General features: G+C 44.9%; 15 protein-coding genes. 14 read left to right on the top strand and 1 reads right to left on the bottom strand.

Annotation, left to right across the window (positions count from 1 at the left end):
• Window positions 1-57: 57 nt before the first annotated feature.
• From NTY76_04015 to NTY76_03980, 8 genes are all read left to right on the top strand, one after another.
• A complete protein-coding gene (locus NTY76_04015) occupies window positions 58-5,103 on the top strand; it encodes an HD domain-containing protein (protein ID MCX5678256.1) in 5,046 nt (1,681 codons plus the stop codon).
• Between the two features lie 52 nt (window positions 5,104-5,155).
• A complete protein-coding gene (locus NTY76_04010) occupies window positions 5,156-5,428 on the top strand; it encodes a hypothetical protein (GenBank protein MCX5678255.1) in 273 nt (90 codons plus the stop codon).
• 23 nt (window positions 5,429-5,451) lie between these two features.
• Window positions 5,452-5,907, top strand: coding sequence for a hypothetical protein (locus NTY76_04005; protein ID MCX5678254.1), 456 nt, complete (start codon window positions 5,452-5,454; stop codon window positions 5,905-5,907).
• Between the two features lie 30 nt (window positions 5,908-5,937).
• Window positions 5,938-6,888 (top strand): aldolase catalytic domain-containing protein, encoded by a 951-nt coding sequence (locus NTY76_04000; protein ID MCX5678253.1) that lies wholly within the window; start codon window positions 5,938-5,940, stop codon window positions 6,886-6,888.
• 8 nt (window positions 6,889-6,896) lie between these two features.
• The gene (locus NTY76_03995; GenBank protein ID MCX5678252.1) at window positions 6,897-7,511 is read left to right on the top strand and encodes a bifunctional 4-hydroxy-2-oxoglutarate aldolase/2-dehydro-3-deoxy-phosphogluconate aldolase; all 615 of its coding nucleotides are present in this window, start codon (window positions 6,897-6,899) and stop codon (window positions 7,509-7,511) included.
• A 112-nt stretch (window positions 7,512-7,623) separates the two neighbouring features.
• The gene (locus tag NTY76_03990; protein MCX5678251.1) at window positions 7,624-8,034 is read left to right on the top strand and encodes an ACT domain-containing protein; all 411 of its coding nucleotides are present in this window, start codon (window positions 7,624-7,626) and stop codon (window positions 8,032-8,034) included.
• A 27-nt stretch (window positions 8,035-8,061) separates the two neighbouring features.
• Entirely contained in the window at window positions 8,062-9,249 is a 1,188-nt protein-coding gene (locus NTY76_03985; protein ID MCX5678250.1) for a DNA polymerase IV, read from the top strand.
• Window positions 9,250-9,257: 8 nt separating this feature from the next.
• Window positions 9,258-11,753, top strand: a complete 2,496-nt coding sequence (locus tag NTY76_03980) for a glycogen/starch/alpha-glucan phosphorylase (GenBank protein ID MCX5678249.1) — start codon at window positions 9,258-9,260, stop codon at window positions 11,751-11,753.
• On the opposite strand, the gene NTY76_03975 is transcribed toward NTY76_03980, so the two are convergent.
• A complete protein-coding gene (locus NTY76_03975) occupies window positions 11,734-12,435 on the bottom strand; it encodes a lysophospholipid acyltransferase family protein (protein MCX5678248.1) in 702 nt (233 codons plus the stop codon). The two genes, NTY76_03980 and NTY76_03975, sit on opposite strands and share 20 nt — an antisense overlap.
• Before the next feature lie 101 nt (window positions 12,436-12,536).
• Between NTY76_03975 and NTY76_03970 the strand changes: the two genes are divergently transcribed.
• The 6 genes from NTY76_03970 to NTY76_03945 all read left to right on the top strand — a co-directional run bounded on the left by NTY76_03970 (window position 12,537) and on the right by NTY76_03945 (window position 17,061).
• Window positions 12,537-13,190, top strand: a complete 654-nt coding sequence (locus NTY76_03970; GenBank protein MCX5678247.1) for a hypothetical protein — start codon at window positions 12,537-12,539, stop codon at window positions 13,188-13,190.
• A 77-nt stretch (window positions 13,191-13,267) separates the two neighbouring features.
• Window positions 13,268-13,993: a hypothetical protein gene (locus tag NTY76_03965; GenBank protein MCX5678246.1), complete on the top strand. Its 726-nt coding sequence runs from the start codon at window positions 13,268-13,270 to the stop codon at window positions 13,991-13,993.
• Window positions 13,993-14,904 (top strand): TPM domain-containing protein, encoded by a 912-nt coding sequence (locus tag NTY76_03960; GenBank protein ID MCX5678245.1) that lies wholly within the window; start codon window positions 13,993-13,995, stop codon window positions 14,902-14,904. The genes NTY76_03965 and NTY76_03960 overlap by 1 nt, the downstream gene beginning before the upstream one ends.
• 138 nt (window positions 14,905-15,042) lie before the next feature.
• Complete coding sequence (locus NTY76_03955; protein MCX5678244.1) at window positions 15,043-15,600, top strand: LemA family protein; 558 nt, start codon at window positions 15,043-15,045, stop codon at window positions 15,598-15,600.
• A gap of 23 nt (window positions 15,601-15,623) precedes the next feature.
• Window positions 15,624-16,829 (top strand): diguanylate cyclase, encoded by a 1,206-nt coding sequence (locus NTY76_03950; GenBank protein MCX5678243.1) that lies wholly within the window; start codon window positions 15,624-15,626, stop codon window positions 16,827-16,829.
• Window positions 16,807-17,061: a hypothetical protein gene (locus NTY76_03945; GenBank protein MCX5678242.1), complete on the top strand. Its 255-nt coding sequence runs from the start codon at window positions 16,807-16,809 to the stop codon at window positions 17,059-17,061. Before NTY76_03950 ends, NTY76_03945 begins: the two co-directional genes overlap by 23 nt.
• Window position 17,062 lies beyond the last annotated feature (1 nt).

The following is a 17,062-nucleotide window of genomic DNA, read 5'->3' as shown; positions in this document are numbered from 1 at the left end:
TATGCTATACTTGTGTATATGATTGTTTTAGGATTACATAAATATCTCCACAAATTAATGAAGAAGGCCCTCGCAGTTATTCTCATAGGAGCTTTTCTATCTTCTCTCTGCCTGGCAGACCAAAATAATAAGCTGGCGCCCGAATTACGACTTAACAGTGAAGACTTTAAATACTCCTTCACCGTAGGCGCGATATGCAAACACATCGAACATGACGGTAATCTCGATGATAAATCATATCTGAGAGATGTATTAGCCAGGTTAGACACGGAAAAGAATCCTGACGCTGTAGCAGTATTACCAAATAAGATGTCTGATAAAAAAGACATAACTCGTCAGAAAATCGAAACAATAAGAACGACCTTCCTTCATTCCAATGTTCCATATAAAATTTTAGAACGAATAATAGAAGAATTGGAAACGAAGCTATCTACCGATGAATTTATAGTTTTTCATACGGATCCCGTGCATGGTTTTAACCATGCAATAGATGTTACTAAGAAAGCTTTTGAATGGGCAGAATATTATAATTTCGAAGTAGATAGAGAAGCCCTTGCCATAGGGGCTTTTACGCATGATATCAAAGGGCTTGGCTCCACAGGCATTAAAACACGTTTGGGGCATCACGAGGAAGGCGCCGGATTTATTGGTAAGATTTTAGAGGATTGGCATGACAAGGACTGGCCTGCAACACGCATAGACAGAGTTAAGCATATCATAAGATCTCACAGAGGCACTCCAGTGAATTATCGGGTAAAAGATTATCCTAAAGGCTATATAAATGAGAGTCAGGAAAATCTTCCTAAACCCGATAGCATCGAGGCGTTATTAGTTCGCGATGCCGATACATATGATCAATTGATAGATCAGGAAAAGCTTGTTGAGACGACAAGAACCTATAGACGAAATCACAGGAAGGAACCAGGAATCACTGAAAAATATTTCGACACAAAAATGTATAGTGATACAGGCAGTGAGGATGATGAGATAAATAACCGTGTCAAGGTTGTTTTAAGTCATACAGAAAGACGTCGCGCAAAACAGACAGACATAATGGAGTTTATGTTGGGCAAACTGTTGGAGAATTGCGATCCGGAATGTTATTTTATTCCTGAGATAAAGGAGCTTATCCGCCAGAACGCTTCGATATTCTTCAGGGATTTTCTTGAAATAACAAGAAGAGAAATGGGTAAAGAGGGCGGCAATGTTAATAGGGCATTAAAGATCGTCGAGGAGGTGGTGCGACGTTCTGGATCAGTGGGAAAAAGCGGTTCTAAATGGAAGCTGACCAATAATTTTCATGTTGAGGCATTAAATAACGCTATGTTTTACTCTGAGGTAGAAAAAAAGAACCCTAGCGTAAAGGTATTGCTCAATGAAATTATCATCGAAATTCCGAACGAAGGGTTGGCCGTTCGCTATTTTGATCCTACGAAAGCTAATGTTATAACCCCGTACGCTGATATAGCGAAGCTTTCAACGAAAGTTATAAGCCCCCGATTGAATAGACAGATCATACATCGAGTAAAATGGTTATCGCAACAGAACGTATCTAAAGATGCACAATTGGCGACAGAGAATCCGATTTTTGCAAATATCTTGGATAAAATTAAAAAACTTGAAAAATATGATCCAAGAACTGCAGGGATTATAAAACAAAGAATAGAGCTAATGACTCCCCTTAATGAAGATGCGGATGCGCTGCGGTATTTACAAGAAGACCTCGAATGGTTTTTGAGCCATGCGAGACCCCATGAGCAGCTGAAAGATAATCCAAAGGTCTCCGTAGTTATTTTACATTACGGCAACTCCGCGGATCAAACGCTTAGAGCCCTTGAAAATTTATCCCATACAACCTATGATAATTTCGACATAATCCTCGTGGATAACAATTCCCCTGATAAATTTTCGAAGCATTTCAATAGTAACTTTAAAAACCTCCTTCGTCGTCTTCCATTATCAAGCGCTGAAAAATTGAAAGACAGGATTAAACTTGTTACAAACCGAGTGAACCTGGGTTACACGGGTGGAAATAATCAAGCGGCCCGGATCGCTTTAAAGCAAAGCAGCGATTACGTATTCTTTCTCAATAATGATGCTCGTCTTGAAAGCGACGGGCTTAAGAAAATGGTGAATGCCATAAAAGGTCGTCCCGAGATAGGCGCTCTTCAACCGAGCATATTTGTTTTTAATGCTAATGAGAAGGTTCCCATCGATGGCGATCTTTTGCCCGAACAACGGCAAAGAGCAGAAGAGTACACATCGAAATTTATTAAAACGCTTTTAGAAGGAAGTGGAGAGTCTCTAGTGAAAGCCGCGCCCAATCTTTATTATAAAGAGCCTACGATGATGGGAACGGCTCAATTGGTGAGAGCAGACATGTTCCGACTTATCGGCGGATTTGATACCAGGCTCTTTATGTTTTCAGACGAAAATGACATCGGCTACAGATATTGGCTTAGCGGCTTGAAAAAAGCCATGATTTCCGATGTTTTTCTTTCCCATCCAAAATTTGAAAGCTCTGATAATTTCCGTTCGCAGTTTTTGATTTGGCGAAATCATATGTTTATTGCGCAGCAATATTATAACCGGGATTCAAAGGGAAAAGAAATTGTAGTTTCAAAATCGCCCTATAATTTTTTTAACCCTTTTAAGGACGATGTTCTTAAGGAATTAAACAAACAAATTAAAAAAAGCGATCTGGATTTCATCGCTATTTATAAAGGAATTAGCGATGGTATTCTTTGTAATCTATCACCCACCTTTGAGAATAGTAGATTTGATGAAACCGCACTCATACAAAACTATGCGGAGAAATTTAAGAAAATGAAATCTGCCTTGGGAATATTCAGGGTGGTATTTAATGAGACGGATCCTTACCGGGTCCGATTAATGATTTACAGTCTTCATCAAAACAGGAACATAATCAAGCCATCGGTACCACTCGATGAAAAGCTCAAGGAAGCTGTGATCAGAATCCTTCTGGAGCATGTTGATCAGTGGAAGAAATGGGTTGAGGAGGGAAGGCGGCACCCCGACAACATTAAAGAAATTCGCAAAAGCCTTATTGAACAAATAACCATGGCAATCTCGCCTCAGGCAAGACCCTCAGCGGATGGAGCGTTTAAAAATGATGCATCTCGCAAAATTCAGCTGGATCTTTTGGTTAAGTACATAAAAGATAATAAGGCCATAAGTGTTTCAGGACTCAGAGAGCATATCGCAAAAGTTTTTCCGGAGATCGATTATTCCCAGGGGCCCGTGCCGTATAAATTGGAGCATGTTTTGATGGTTATCCAATGCCTTAACCGATTGATTAATAAGGATTTTGATTATTTCTATGCTACATTGTGCGATCGCACCAAAGGAAAGAAATTCGAATTGGCGGATAAAGAAAGCAGAATAGAATATGCCGGGGGTATTAAAAAATTATACGGCTTCTATTCTATGCTGGCAGACGGGCAGAAAGATGCTTTAATAATGGCCGTCATATTGCACGATATCGGATATACGGAAGAAAATGTCAGCGACGCCGACCATCCTATCCGTGGCGCAAAATTGGCGCTTCAAGCATTAAAAGACGAAGTAGCGTCAGAAAACATTATCGACGAAGTGGGCAGGATAATAACCCATCACGACACTCTGGGGAACATTATCAGGGGGAAGAAGGTCCCGCGTCTATTGAAAGGCTTCCCTGATGAATTTCTGAAGATTCTTTGCATAGTTAATGCCATGGATATGGCAGGATATGGCACTGGTACTGATGAGGGTACCCGAAATAATTTGGTTCCGTCGGTTTTAAGAGATGTTTTGGAATTTGCTGACCGCGAGAAAATAGAACAATTAGATGAAGAAGAAAGATATTATGAATATCGATTAAGGAAATTGGCAAGAAAAGGATATGGGGCGGAATTGTTCGATGACGAATTTGGGCGATTAAAACAAGAGATAGAAAAAATACTGCCTGAAGAAACGCGAAAATCATTCTACCATAATTGGAATAGCCGTATTGAAGTAAGAGAGACGTCTTTATTTTTTGGCATAACCAAAGGCAACGCAGGAGGCTATTCATACGTACCGGTAGCCAAGCTCTTCAAATTTATCGCTTTGGCCGCTGAAAATTATTTTAAGCAAAGTTCGGAAGCAGATATGTTCATAGTAGATACAGATGTTGAGAGCATACCAAAAGAACAGCGCGAGGATTTATTCAAATCTCTTGTTGAAAAGCTAGAGAGAACAGAAGATATTCATGGATTGCCTATAACAATTAAAGGCAATCACTTAATCGTTAGGTTATTGCCCCCTGCAGCGCCACTAGGTAATATAACTAATAGTTCAAAGGAGGGGAGGACGGTTACAGCTAAAGATCAAAGCACCTACATTGATAAAAACAAAATATTTATTAAGGACTTGCTCAGTGACGATAAACAAAATATTCTAGTGAGAGTTCCTATAGAGGCTGTCGAATCCATAAACACGGATAATATCAAAAACTTCCTCACGATATTCCAAAAAGCACCCAATGGGCATGTGGAATTCTACTACATGTCAGGCACGGGAGAGGTGAGCGAAAGCATATATCAGAGATACGGCTTAGAAAAGAAGCCTCTACCGAAAGACTTTAAACGGACGAGGGAAAATACCATTACCTTGTTCCCGGCTCTTAAAGGCGAAGAGCTCGACCAGGCCGCTATTCGTTCAAGGCTTGGAAATCTCAATGTAAAGACTGAGGATACTATTCTTTCTCCCATAGGCCTGCAGAACGATCCCGCGGGACTAATAAGGGCAACCATACTGGGATTAAAGATGATGGATATTGCGCAAGAGATAAAGGAGAAGGGAATCGATATAACCAGAGATCAAGCTTTCAAAGACAAGATACAGCTGGAGATACTGGAAGAGTTGAAAAACGTATGTGATGCAAACGACCTGAAGAATTTTAACCTTACCTCGGACGATATTATTGCCCTCGCAACAGGCGATATTAATAAGATAATCGCCTCCTTAAAGAAACTGATAAAACTCCTGCCGATTACACCTATAGACGCGGAAGAATTAAGACAGATATACGAGCATGCCAAAGCGGTTATAACCGCCGCATAATATTCAGCAGCTTGACCCCAACTCCGCCTTAGTGATATAATCATAATTTATTATGGATGACCTGGCTTACTTTAAGAAGCTTGAATATCAGAATGAAGCGTATGAAGCTCTCTGCAAAAGGTGCGGTGAGTGCTGCGGAGCTTCTACGAGCGACCCGTGCGCTAATCTTACAAAACGCGCGGACGGTACTTACAATTGCAGCGTATACGTGGCAAGGCACGGGCTTCAACAGTCTGTTTCCGGAAGCATGTTCGCATGTGTCAATATAAGAGAGGTTATAGCCAGTGGGGCAGAATACCCTGGATGCCCCTATTGCCGACAATAGGACGTGAGGGGCGGTAATATTCTATGAAAAAGTTATCTACGGTTTTTGTTACTTCAATAGTAGCCTTAGTACTCTGCAACTTCGCGCATGCGGGAGAGTCGGAGGACCAGGATACCGGCTCGTCTATTATGCCGCTTGAAAGCATATACTCATACAATCCGAATAATGCCCCCGAGGTATTTTTCTTTCCGAAAGAAAAAGCCAGATGGGACGGCTCCAGGGTCACCATGCGCGAGTGGTATATGTTGACCGAAAAACAAAAAGAAAAATTTATAACCGAATATTTAGAAGAGGTTCGAAACAAATATAAAATAGACATAGATGTGATGGGGGTAGATTACCTTAAGGCTCTCAACGTCTTCTCGGCTTATTCCAATGACAGGATACTGCGCGAGCCGTCCACGAAATTTATCGATATACTTTTAAGCGGACAGGGAAAGGTCGCTGAAAAAAATCAACCGAAAAACGCAGGACGATAATAGGCGGTTCATACACCAAAGGGAGGCGTAATGTTCAGGGAGAAGATAAAAGTATTCGATTGCACCATACGGGACGGAGGACTTATTAACGACCATGATTTCAGCGATCATTTCGTGAGGGCAATATATCGTGCTCTTTCGGAAGCGGGCGTGGATTACATGGAGATAGGATATAAGAACTCGAAGAAACTCTTTCCCGGAGCAAAGTTCGGCAAGTGGAAGTTCTGTGATGACGATGCGGTCAGGGACATCATAGATGGCATACCTTCCAAGATGAAGCTCTCGGTGATGGTCGATGTCGGCAGGGTGGATATCGACGATATTAAACCTAAAAAGGATTCACCCATAGACATGGTAAGGGTCGCGTCGTACGTTAAAGATATCGATAAGGCCATACATCTCGTAAACCAGTTTGCGAATAAAGGTTACGAGACGACTGTAAATATAATGGCCATATCGCGCGCGCTCGATAACGAGATCACCGAGGCGCTCGAGCAGCTGGAAAACGAATCGAAAGCGGATGTTATCTATATCGTCGATAGTTTCGGGTCCCTGTATCAGGAGACGACGGAATTCCTTGTTAAGAAAGCGATGAAGATAATAAAGACCAAGGAGATAGGTATACATGCCCACAATAACCAGCAATTGGGATTCGCGAATACAATCGAAGCGATAATACACGGCGTGAATTTTGTAGACGGTACGGTATACGGACTTGGCCGCGCTGCCGGAAATTGTCCGCTCGAACTGTTAATAGGTTTCCTGAAGAACCCTAAGTATGATATACGCCCCATACTGGACCTTATATCAAAAGAGTTTATACCGCTAAGGGAGAAGATGGAATGGGGCTATATCATTCCGTACGCCATAACCGGGATGCTGGATGAGCACCCGAAGGCCGCGATGGAGCTTCGCGCAAGCCATAATAAAGAGAATTACAGGGAGTTTTACGATAGCATAAAAGGCAAGGACCTTGACTAAAGATGGATGTGGGCCGTTTTAAAAGGCTTCCGATATTAGGTATCCTCAGATGTTCGGGAGCAGTTCCGATAGAGGAGCTCACCGAGGCGATCGTTTCATCGGGACTTGAGACTATCGAGATCGCGATGAATTCGGATTCCGCAGACTCTCTGATAAAACGTTCCGTCAAGGCGGCGAAGGGCCGGCTCATGATAGGCGCGGGCACGGTCCTAAATATGGACGCTCTCAAACTTGCGCTCGACGCGGGCGCAACATTTATAGTCTCTCCAACACTTGTTGAAGATGTTATCGAATATTGCGTAAAGCACGTGATACCCGTCTTTCCGGGAGCGTTAACACCTCAAGAGATATGTAATGCCTGGCGCCTGGGCGCGACGATGGTAAAGGTCTTTCCTGCGGCCATGTTTGGCCCCTCATACATAAAAGAGATAAAAGGGCCGTTCAACGATATAGAGCTTCTCGCATGCGGCGGTGTAAGTGCGGAAAATATAAAGGCCTATTTTGCCTCGGGCGCCGGTGCAGTCGCTTTCGGCGGGAGCATATTTAAAAAAAGCTCGCTCGATAAAAAAGAGTTCGCGCTCATAGAACGCTCTATAAAAGAACTGATCGCAAACGCGAAATAGATCCGGGGCTGATTGTATAATAAAGGCCCGCGTGGTATGATGCGTTAAAAGCCAAAGCCCGCTTACGCCCGTTCAATTTGCGCGGGTAGGACGGCAGGCAGAAAGGGGAAACATGGTAAGAGATGTAAACCTGGCGAAGGAGATAGTCGTAACGGTCGAGAATAAGGTGGGTCTTCTGGCCGCTATGTCGAGGATCCTGGCCGATCATGGCATAAATATAGAGGGTGTTGCGGGATATGAAATAGGAAATGAAGCTAAATTAATGTTTGTAGTGTCCGATACTCTTCGCGCGAAAGAAGCGCTTGAAAAAGCCGGATATAATAAGACGAAGGAGCACGAGGTTATAGAGGTCGACCTCGAGAATAAGCCCGGAGCGCTTAAGGGCATCACTGCTAAATTAGCCGCGGAGAAGATCGACATAAAATATATGTACGGAACGGCGTGCCCGGGAGGATGTCCCGCAAGGATAATACTCGCTACCGGCAACAATGAAAAAGCTTTAGTGTCATTAAAGGCGAAATAAAATAGCTGTCAAAAGAATCGAGCGTTAATGGGAAAAAGGCGTTACATCGTCCATGTGGATATGGACGCTTTCTTCGCCGCTGTAGAACAGCGGGATAATCCTGAATATCGTTCCAAGCCTGTTATCGTCGGCTCTGATCCAAAAAGCGGTAAAGGGCGCGGCGTAGTCGCCGCCTGCTCATATGAGGCAAGGAAGTTCGGGATACATTCCGCTATGCCTATATCTACCGCTTATCGCATGTGCCCTAAAGCGATATTCCTGCCGGTGGATATGGAGAAATATCAGGATCTTTCGCACCAGATACGCGAGATATTCTATTCTTTCACGCCTGATGTCGAAGCTACAAGTATCGATGAAGCCTTTCTGGATATATCGGGAAGCTACCATCTTTTCGGCCTCACACCCCTGGAAACCTGCCTTAAGATAAAATACAAGATTAAGAAAGAGACCGGGCTCACCGCGTCGGTCGGGCTTGCGCCTACAAAGATGGCCGCGAAGATCGCATCTGACTTGAAAAAGCCGGATGGCATGGTCGAGATTACCAAAGAGGGCCTTCTGGACTTTCTTCGGCCGCTTGACATACGACGTATCTGGGGCCTTGGCGGCAAAACCGAGGAGGTACTCAATAAAATAGGGATAAAGACTATAGGCGAGCTTGCGGATAGTGATCCCGAAGAGCTCGAGCGTCGATTCGGCAGGAACGGCTTATATTACTGGGAGCTTGCGAATGGAATCGATGAGAGGGATGTCGAGCCGGAGTCCATTGCCAAGTCGATAAGCAGCGAGACTACGTTCAGCGAAGATACATTGAATGAAAAAATAATAGAAGGCGCCTTGATGTCGCTATGCGAAAGCGTCTCCGCTCGTATGCGCGACAGCAGGGTTAAATGCAGGACAGTTACCATGAAAATAAGGCTGGAAGGTTTTAAGACTTACACCCGGTCCTTAACATTAGCGCAAGCTACTAATTTTGCCGATACTCTTTACAAAGAGATAAAAGCCTTATATAATAATTTCGATAGGTCCGGTAAGCGCTTGAGGCTTGTCGGTGTCAGGGCGTCAAATATGACTTATGGAAGCGATAAGACGCTTTTCAGTGAAAAGGACGACGAGAGACAGGAGAGCGTCCACATAGCTATCGACAAGATAACAAAAAAATTCGGAAGCGATTCTATCCGTCATGCGACTATGGCCTATCTTTCACAAAAATCATAAGGAAGTATATGAGAAAGAGTAAGACGAATGCAAAGATAATCGAAGAAAATAAGCTATATAAGGATATGACGAGCGATGGAGTGAAGTTATCCTTTGTGGCCAATCGTGAATATACGCTGGCAAAAGATAAGTACACCGCTACTATGCATGATGATTATCTCGCGCTTTCTCTGGCGGTAAGGGACAGGATAGTTGAGCGCTGGATACTTACACAGCAGAGGTACCACGACCAGAATGTAAAGAGGGTATACTATTTTTCGCTGGAATTCCTTATCGGAAGGCTTCTCGGCACAAACACGCTGAACCTTGGCCTGTTCGATCAGACCGAGCGGGCGATGAATGATATGGGCCTCGATCTGGAGGAGCTGCGGGAATGCGAATCGGACGCCGGCCTCGGCAACGGCGGCTTAGGACGATTGGCAGCGTGCTTCCTTGACTCAATGGCCACTCTTGCGATACCGTCGCATGGTTACGGCATAAGGTACGAATACGGCATATTCAATCAGAAGATACTGAACGGTTATCAGGTAGAATATCCAGATGAGTGGCTGAAGCTGGGAAATCCCTGGGAATTCCGCCGGCCTGAATACACTATAAAGGTCCGTTTTAACGGCCACACCCATACCTCACGCGATGAGAACGGAAAGGCCCGGGTTAATTGGGTGGATACCGATGATATTCTCGCGATGCCTTATGATGTTCCCGTCGTCGGATATAAAAACAATATAGTGAATACGCTCCGTCTATGGTCAGCGATAGCCAGCGAGGATTTTGATCTCAGCTATTTTAACGACGGAGACTATGAACGGGCCGTCTATAATAAGATGCTGACCGAAAATATCACTAAGGTGCTATATCCTAATGATAACGTGAGCCAGGGCAGGGAGCTCAGGTTAAAACAGGAATACCTTTTCACGGCGGCGTCCCTTGCCGATATCCTGCGCAGGTTCAAGATGGAGAATTCCGACCTTTTGAAGTTCCCGGAGAAAGCGGCGATTCAATTGAATGATACTCATCCCGCCATCGCGATACCGGAACTGATGAGAAAACTTATCGATGAAGAATCCATAGACTGGGATAAAGCCTGGGATATAACGGTAAGAACGTTCGCCTATACTAACCATACTATAATGCCGGAGGCTCTCGAATGTTGGCCGGTAAGCTTGCTTGAGACGCTTTTGCCGCGCCACCTGCAGATAATATACGAGATAAATGCCCGTTTCCTGCAGGATGTAGCGATAAAATTCCCGGGCGATAACGACCGCTTGCGGCGCATGTCGATAATTGAAGAGGGGGATACCAGGAAGGTGAGGATGGGTAATCTCTGCGTCATAGGAAGCCATTCCGTGAACGGAGTGTCGGAACTGCATACGGAGCTGCTGAAGACGAAGCTCTTTAAGGATTTCTACGAATTCTTTCCTGAAAAATTTAATAATAAGACCAACGGTATAACGCAGCGAAGATGGCTGCAGAAGGCTAACCCGAAGCTTTCGGAGCTGATAACGGACGCCATCGGCGATGGCTGGGTAAGCGATCTATATCAGCTGAAACGTATCCTGCCTTACAAAGACGATGCTTTATTCAGGCAGAAATGGCACCAGGTAAAGCTTGATAATAAAAAGAGCCTTGCCGAGTATATTTATAAGACGATGGGCATAGCTATAAATACAGATTCTCTGCTGGACGTACAGATAAAGAGATTGCACGAATATAAGAGGCAATTACTGCTCAGTTTATACATAATCTCGCAATACCTTAAGATCAAAAATAATCCGAAATCGGTTACGCTCCCCAGGACATTTATATTCAGCGGCAAGGCCGCGCCGGGATATTTCATGGCGAAGCTGATAATAAAATTCATAAATTCGCTTGCCGCCGTTGTAAATAAAGACAAGGCGGTAGGAGATATGATGAAAGTGGTCTTTCTGGAAAACTACAGAGTCTCTCTCGCGGAAAAGATATTTCCCGCAAGCGATCTTTCCGAGCAGATATCGACCGCGGGCACAGAGGCATCTGGCACCGGCTGCATGAAATTCATGGTAAACGGCGCCCTTACCATAGGAACACATGATGGAGCTAATATTGAGATAGCTGAAGAGGTGGGTGAGGATAACATATTCCTCTTCGGCCTTAAGACTGCAGAGATCCAGGATATAAGATCCCGCGGTTATAATCCGCAGGAATATATCGCACGATCCCAGATGCTGCAGGATATACTACAGCTCATACAGTCGAACTTCCTGTCGCAATCTGAATTCGGGCTATTCGATCCGATCGTGCAGAATCTGATGTATACGGATTACTTCTTAATCTGCGCGGATTTTGAAGCTTATTGTCATATGCAGGATACGGTATCGAAGGCTTACCTGGATGGCACGGATTGGACGAAGAAATCCATTACAAACGTTGCCAGGAGCGGAAAGTTCTCATCCGATAGAGCGATCAGGGAATATGCCAAAGATATTTGGGATGTCCCTGTGAGCCTTAAGCCGACTTTAGCATAGAGCGGGTTATATCTCTTAGGCGGGCAAAATCGGCATCTTGGAAATTAGATGTGTCGATAGCCGGTAATACTTTCATCCTGGACGGCGCCTGAGGTTCGAAGAGCCAGCTGCCTTTAGGCATAGCGCTGCCGGTGTTTTCCAACAGTATAGGCAGCACCGGCAGCTTCTCTCTGATCGCTAATTTAAAAGCGCCGTTCTGGAAATCTTTCATTTCTCCGGTCGCGCTGCGTGTTCCTTCCGGAAAGAATAAAACGGACATCCCTCTCCTTAACCACTCCTGAGCTTCCTTGTAAACCTTTTTTATACTTCCAAGCTCGCCGCGCGCTATGCGTATATGTTTGCAAAGCGAGAGAGACCATCCGATGAATGGTACGGTGAAGAGGCTGTCCTTCGCGACCCACTTGAACTGCGTCTTTGTCTGATAAAGGATGACAATGTCCGCCAGGCTTTGGTGATTTGCCACTATTACATAAGTCTTATTGTGATCAATATTTTCGAGGCCTGATACTTTGATCTTCCAAAATGGATTCAGCCCCATGATCAAGTCGCTCCATAAGTAGCACCGCTCATGCGCGCGTCTCCTGTCTCTATCGAAAGGGAATAAGATCACCGCCGCCAGTATAACAAAATAGAGTGTTATAGTAAGCATGATGCTTATCGTCCATACTATTATTGAAACCATGATTTTTCTTAACATGTTACACATGATAAGTCAGGGTCTCGAATATGTCAATATCTATCAAATTAGTTTAAAAAGTCCAATTTTTAGGATATAATGGCCGTATGACAAAACTTACAACAAAATCGCTTGAAAGCATTAGCAGCAAGATGGAAGGCATCGATAAAAGCTCTGTAAGATACCGGATACTTCAAAGCGCTAAGAACTTTAAGACATCATGGATGGATCTGGGCCAGTCCCTATATGCCGCCTGGAAAGACAAGCTCTATAAAGAGTGGGGATACATGACTTTCGAGGCCTATACCGGCAAAGAGATCGGCATAAAGAAAGCCACGGCTATGAAGCTTCTCAAAAGTTATTATTTTTTAGAAAAAGAAGAGCCCATATATCTGCAGAAAGAAAATTCCGATCCGGTGAATGCAAGCTCTGTGCCAAGTTACGAATCAGTAAATCTATTGCGTCTTGCCAAAGATAAGAAGAAGCTTGACGGAGTCGATTACGCCGCCTTAAAGAAAGATGTCTTCGCACACGGCAAAGATGCCAGCGAGGTCCGAAGAAGCCTGACCAGCATCATAAAACAGCGGGAGGAGATGGATCCGGATGAGGCCCGCATACAGAAGAGGCTGTCCACGCTGAAGAGATCGCTGGCCACCTTAAAGGCTCTGAAGAGGGACCTGGAGATATCCAAGATGCTTCCGGCCGCGGTGATCAAGGATATATCCAGTATCATTGTGAAAATTGAATCTGAGATCAGCTGATAAAAACACTACGGAGGCCGATATCAGGGATATCGGCACTTAGCATACAGTATGGCTGAATAAACTAGGAGATGCCCATGGATGACCTAAATCTACCGGAGGAGCTAAGAGCTCGTCTGAAAAATTTCACGGCCGGATTGAAAGATTTATACCGGGATACCCTCATCTCGGTCATTCTTTATGGAAGCGCTTCAAGCGGCGAGTTCGCTAAAAAATATTCGAACGTCAATGTCATGGTGGTCTTAGACGACACATCTTTGGCCAACCTTTCTAAAGCGTACTCAATAATTAATTCCCGCAAGTTCAAGATGATAAGCCCTGTATTCTTTACCGAGGGATATATTAAGAGCTCTCTCGATGTCTTTCCGATAGAATTTCTGGACATCACGGAAAACTATACGATCCTGTATGGAAGAGACCTGATAAAGGGCCTTAAGGTAGATAACAAGAATCTGCGCTTCCAATGCGAACAGGAACTCAAGTCCAAACTTATAAACATAAAGAAGTTATACCTCTCTACAAAAAACAAGACAGATCTGGAGAATCTATTATTCAAGACTTTCACCTCGGCGCTTCATATAATGCGCAACATTCTCAGGCTTAAGGGGATCCATCCTCCATACCTAAAAGAGGAAATACTGAATTCCGCTGAAAAAGCGCTCGGCGTTGATACGGCAATGTTAAGCAAGATACTCTGGGCGAAGAATAAGAAGATGTCGCTTGCTTATAAAGATGTGGATGCGCTCCTGTCCGGTTTAGTAAAAGAACTTGAATCGATTGTTTCGGTGGTAGATAAACTATAATGATTAAGAAGACGTTTGCTGTTGCCGTTTTATTCGCGTTATTATTTTTTGCGTGCCCTGCGCAGGGGGTTGAGGCTGTGCCAAAACCCGAAGGGTGGATAAACGACTACGCTAACGTCATATCGCCCGAATATCGCCAGAAATTGCAGACTCTAATAGCGGAGGTGGAGGCAAGGACATCGGCGGAGATAGCAGTGGTCGCGATGGAATCGATCGCTCCGTATGATGAGATCAGCTACGCGAGGCTTCTCTTTGATAATTGGAAGATAGGGAAAAAAAGTAAGGATAACGGCGTTCTGATACTTCTCGCGGTCAAGGAGAGGCGCTGGCGAATAGAGACCGGTTATGGCCTGGAGGGAATCCTGCCGGATGGAAAATGCGGTGAGATAGGCCGCAGCTACATGGTGCCTCTTTTTAAACAGGGAAAGTACGCTGAAGGCCTTTACAACGGGACAGCGGCAATAGCGGATATTATATCTCGGAATTCGAATATCGCGCTTGATACCTTAAAGGGAGTCAGCCTTAACCGCGGACTGCTCACCTCCGGCTCTCTTCTGGGCAATATAGTATTATACGCGGGAATTCCGCTATTTTTCTTTATCTGGAGCATCCCATGGCCTATTATCATCAGTCTGCCGTTCACCATGATATTCGCCGTAGCACTGTATAATTTTAATCAGATTACCGGACTTTCGATAGTTGTCGCTTACATTGCTTCTATGGCGGTAAGGTATGTTTACTGGCGGAAGCTCCCGGGCAAAAAACGTCGCGATTTCTTCGGGCCTCAACTCTTTGGCGGCACATGGACTTCCACTTCAGGGGGCTGGGGCACAGGCGGCGGAGGATTCGGAGGAGGCGGAGGATTCGGCGGAGGATTCGGAGGAGGCGGAGGGGCCGGTGGAGGATTTTAATTTCGGCGAAGGGTAAAACATAAGGCCGATATCAGGGATATCGGCACTTAGCATACAATATGGCTGAATAAACTAGGCCGATATCAGGGATATCGGCACTCAGCCTGCTATAGGGCTTAATAAACTAGGAGAGATGAAATGAAAAATTTTTTGGTGGCGTTAGGAATCATCGCGGTAGTGATCGCGGTATCATTTGCAGGTGTTTACAATAGCATTGTTTCCAAGAATGAAAACATAACGGCTAAATGGGCGCAGGTCGAGAACCAGCTCCAGAGGCGTAACGACCTGATACCGAATCTCGTTAATAGCGTTAAAGGTTATGCCGCGCACGAAAAGACTCTTTTCGAGGATGTAACAAAGGCGCGTTCGCAGTGGGCAGGCGCCAGTACTCTGAATGATAAAGTGAATGCGGCGTCAAGTATGGATATGGCCCTGGGCAGGCTCATCGCTGTAGCTGAAAATTATCCGCAGCTTAAGGCGGATGGAACGTTCCTCAAATTGATGGACGAGCTATCGGGCACCGAGAACCGCATAGCAGTAGAACGGATGAGATTTAATGAAGCCGTCATGGACTTCAATATAACCGTCCGGCGATTTCCCGGAAATGTCGTAGCCGGGATCTTCGGGTATAAGCCGGCCAATCAGTACTTCAGGGCGGAAGATAAAGCAAAGGCCGTGCCGGAGGTTAAGTTTTAGAGCGGATTTCGCGAGAGGAAGAGATGGACCAGCCGAAAAAGATCCTGATAATATCATCCGATAAAAATTTGCGCGAAGTGTTGAGATTCTGCTTCGACGGATGGGGGTATCAGGTTATCCTTTTCGAAACGATGGTACATGATGTCACGCCTATAAAAAAGATCTCGCCTAACGTCATAGTGATCGATGTTCACGCGGCAAAGCATATGGATCTGGAGATATGCGGGCTCCTTAAAAGCGATTTCATTACGGCCTACATTCCGGTAATAACCCTTATCAATAAAAGACAGCTTCGCGGGCATCTCTTGAGCATCAAACAGGGGGTGGACGATTACCTGATAAAGCCTCCGGATCCACTTGATCTGAGGGTGCGCGTCGAGATGGCAATAAAACGCCTGCAATACAGCTTCTATTCAATGCCTCTTACAGGGCTCCCGGGCGGAAGGCTCATCGAAGAAAACCTGCGCGACAGGCTAAAGGACGGTAAGGCCTTTTCCTTCGGATATCTGGATCTGGACAATTTTAAATATTTCAACGATATGTACGGCTATCTGCAGGGTGACCGTGTCATAATGCAAACGGCCTATATGCTCTACACGACAATACTGAAGTTCGGTAATAGCGGCGATTTTATAGGGCACATAGGAGGGGATGACTTCGCGTTTATCACCACTCCCGATAAACATGCCGCGATATGCCAGAACTTCATCGCGGCATTCAATATGGTAATGCCGTTCCACTATAATAAAGAAGACCGTTCCCGCGGCTATGTAGTTGCGCGAGCCAGAGACCATAAGATAAAGAACATACCTCTGGTCAGCGTGTCGATAGCTGTGGTGAACAGCGGCGAAGATGAAAAATTTAAGAATGTAATAGAGATAAATGAAAAGATAGCGGAAGTGAAACGCTATCTCAAGGCCCTTACGGGATCAAAATACATGGCCGACAGGCGCACCGGTCCTAAGGAGGCCCGCCGCTCGCCGCATGTCTTTAAGCCGGATACCGGTGAGGGTTATACTTACAAGCCTCTCGGGCAGATCCTGCTGGACCGGAAGATGATAACAGCCGAAAAACTGGACGAGGCCCTTACGACCCATTGGAGACGAGGAATGCTCCTGGGTGATATATTGACGCAGCTAGGGTTTACGGCGGAAAAAGACATAGCCCTGGCATTGAAAGAACAGAAGTCATACACGAAAGGCCTTTATGGCGCCGGATGTCCAGCTTGATAAAAAGACGGTTAAGTGGTATCTGAAACCCGCGGTAATATTGATAGCGATAATCGGCATCGGGCCATTCGCTATACCTATGGTCTGGATCAGCCCTGCCTTCAAAAGTTGGCAAAAGATAGTCCTTACCGCGCTAACAATTATTTTTACGTTATGGGCCCTTAAATCTTCCATAGAGTTGTATCAGATATTGTTGAGGGAGATGCAGAATTTACAAGCTGCTTTAAAGTAAA

Source organism: Candidatus Omnitrophota bacterium, assembly GCA_026387175.1.
Taxonomy (GTDB): Bacteria; Omnitrophota; Gorgyraeia; order 2-01-FULL-45-10; family 2-01-FULL-45-10; genus CAIMPC01.
The sequence above is the reverse complement of the archived record's forward strand: the minus strand, read 5'-3'. Positions and strand labels throughout refer to the sequence as shown.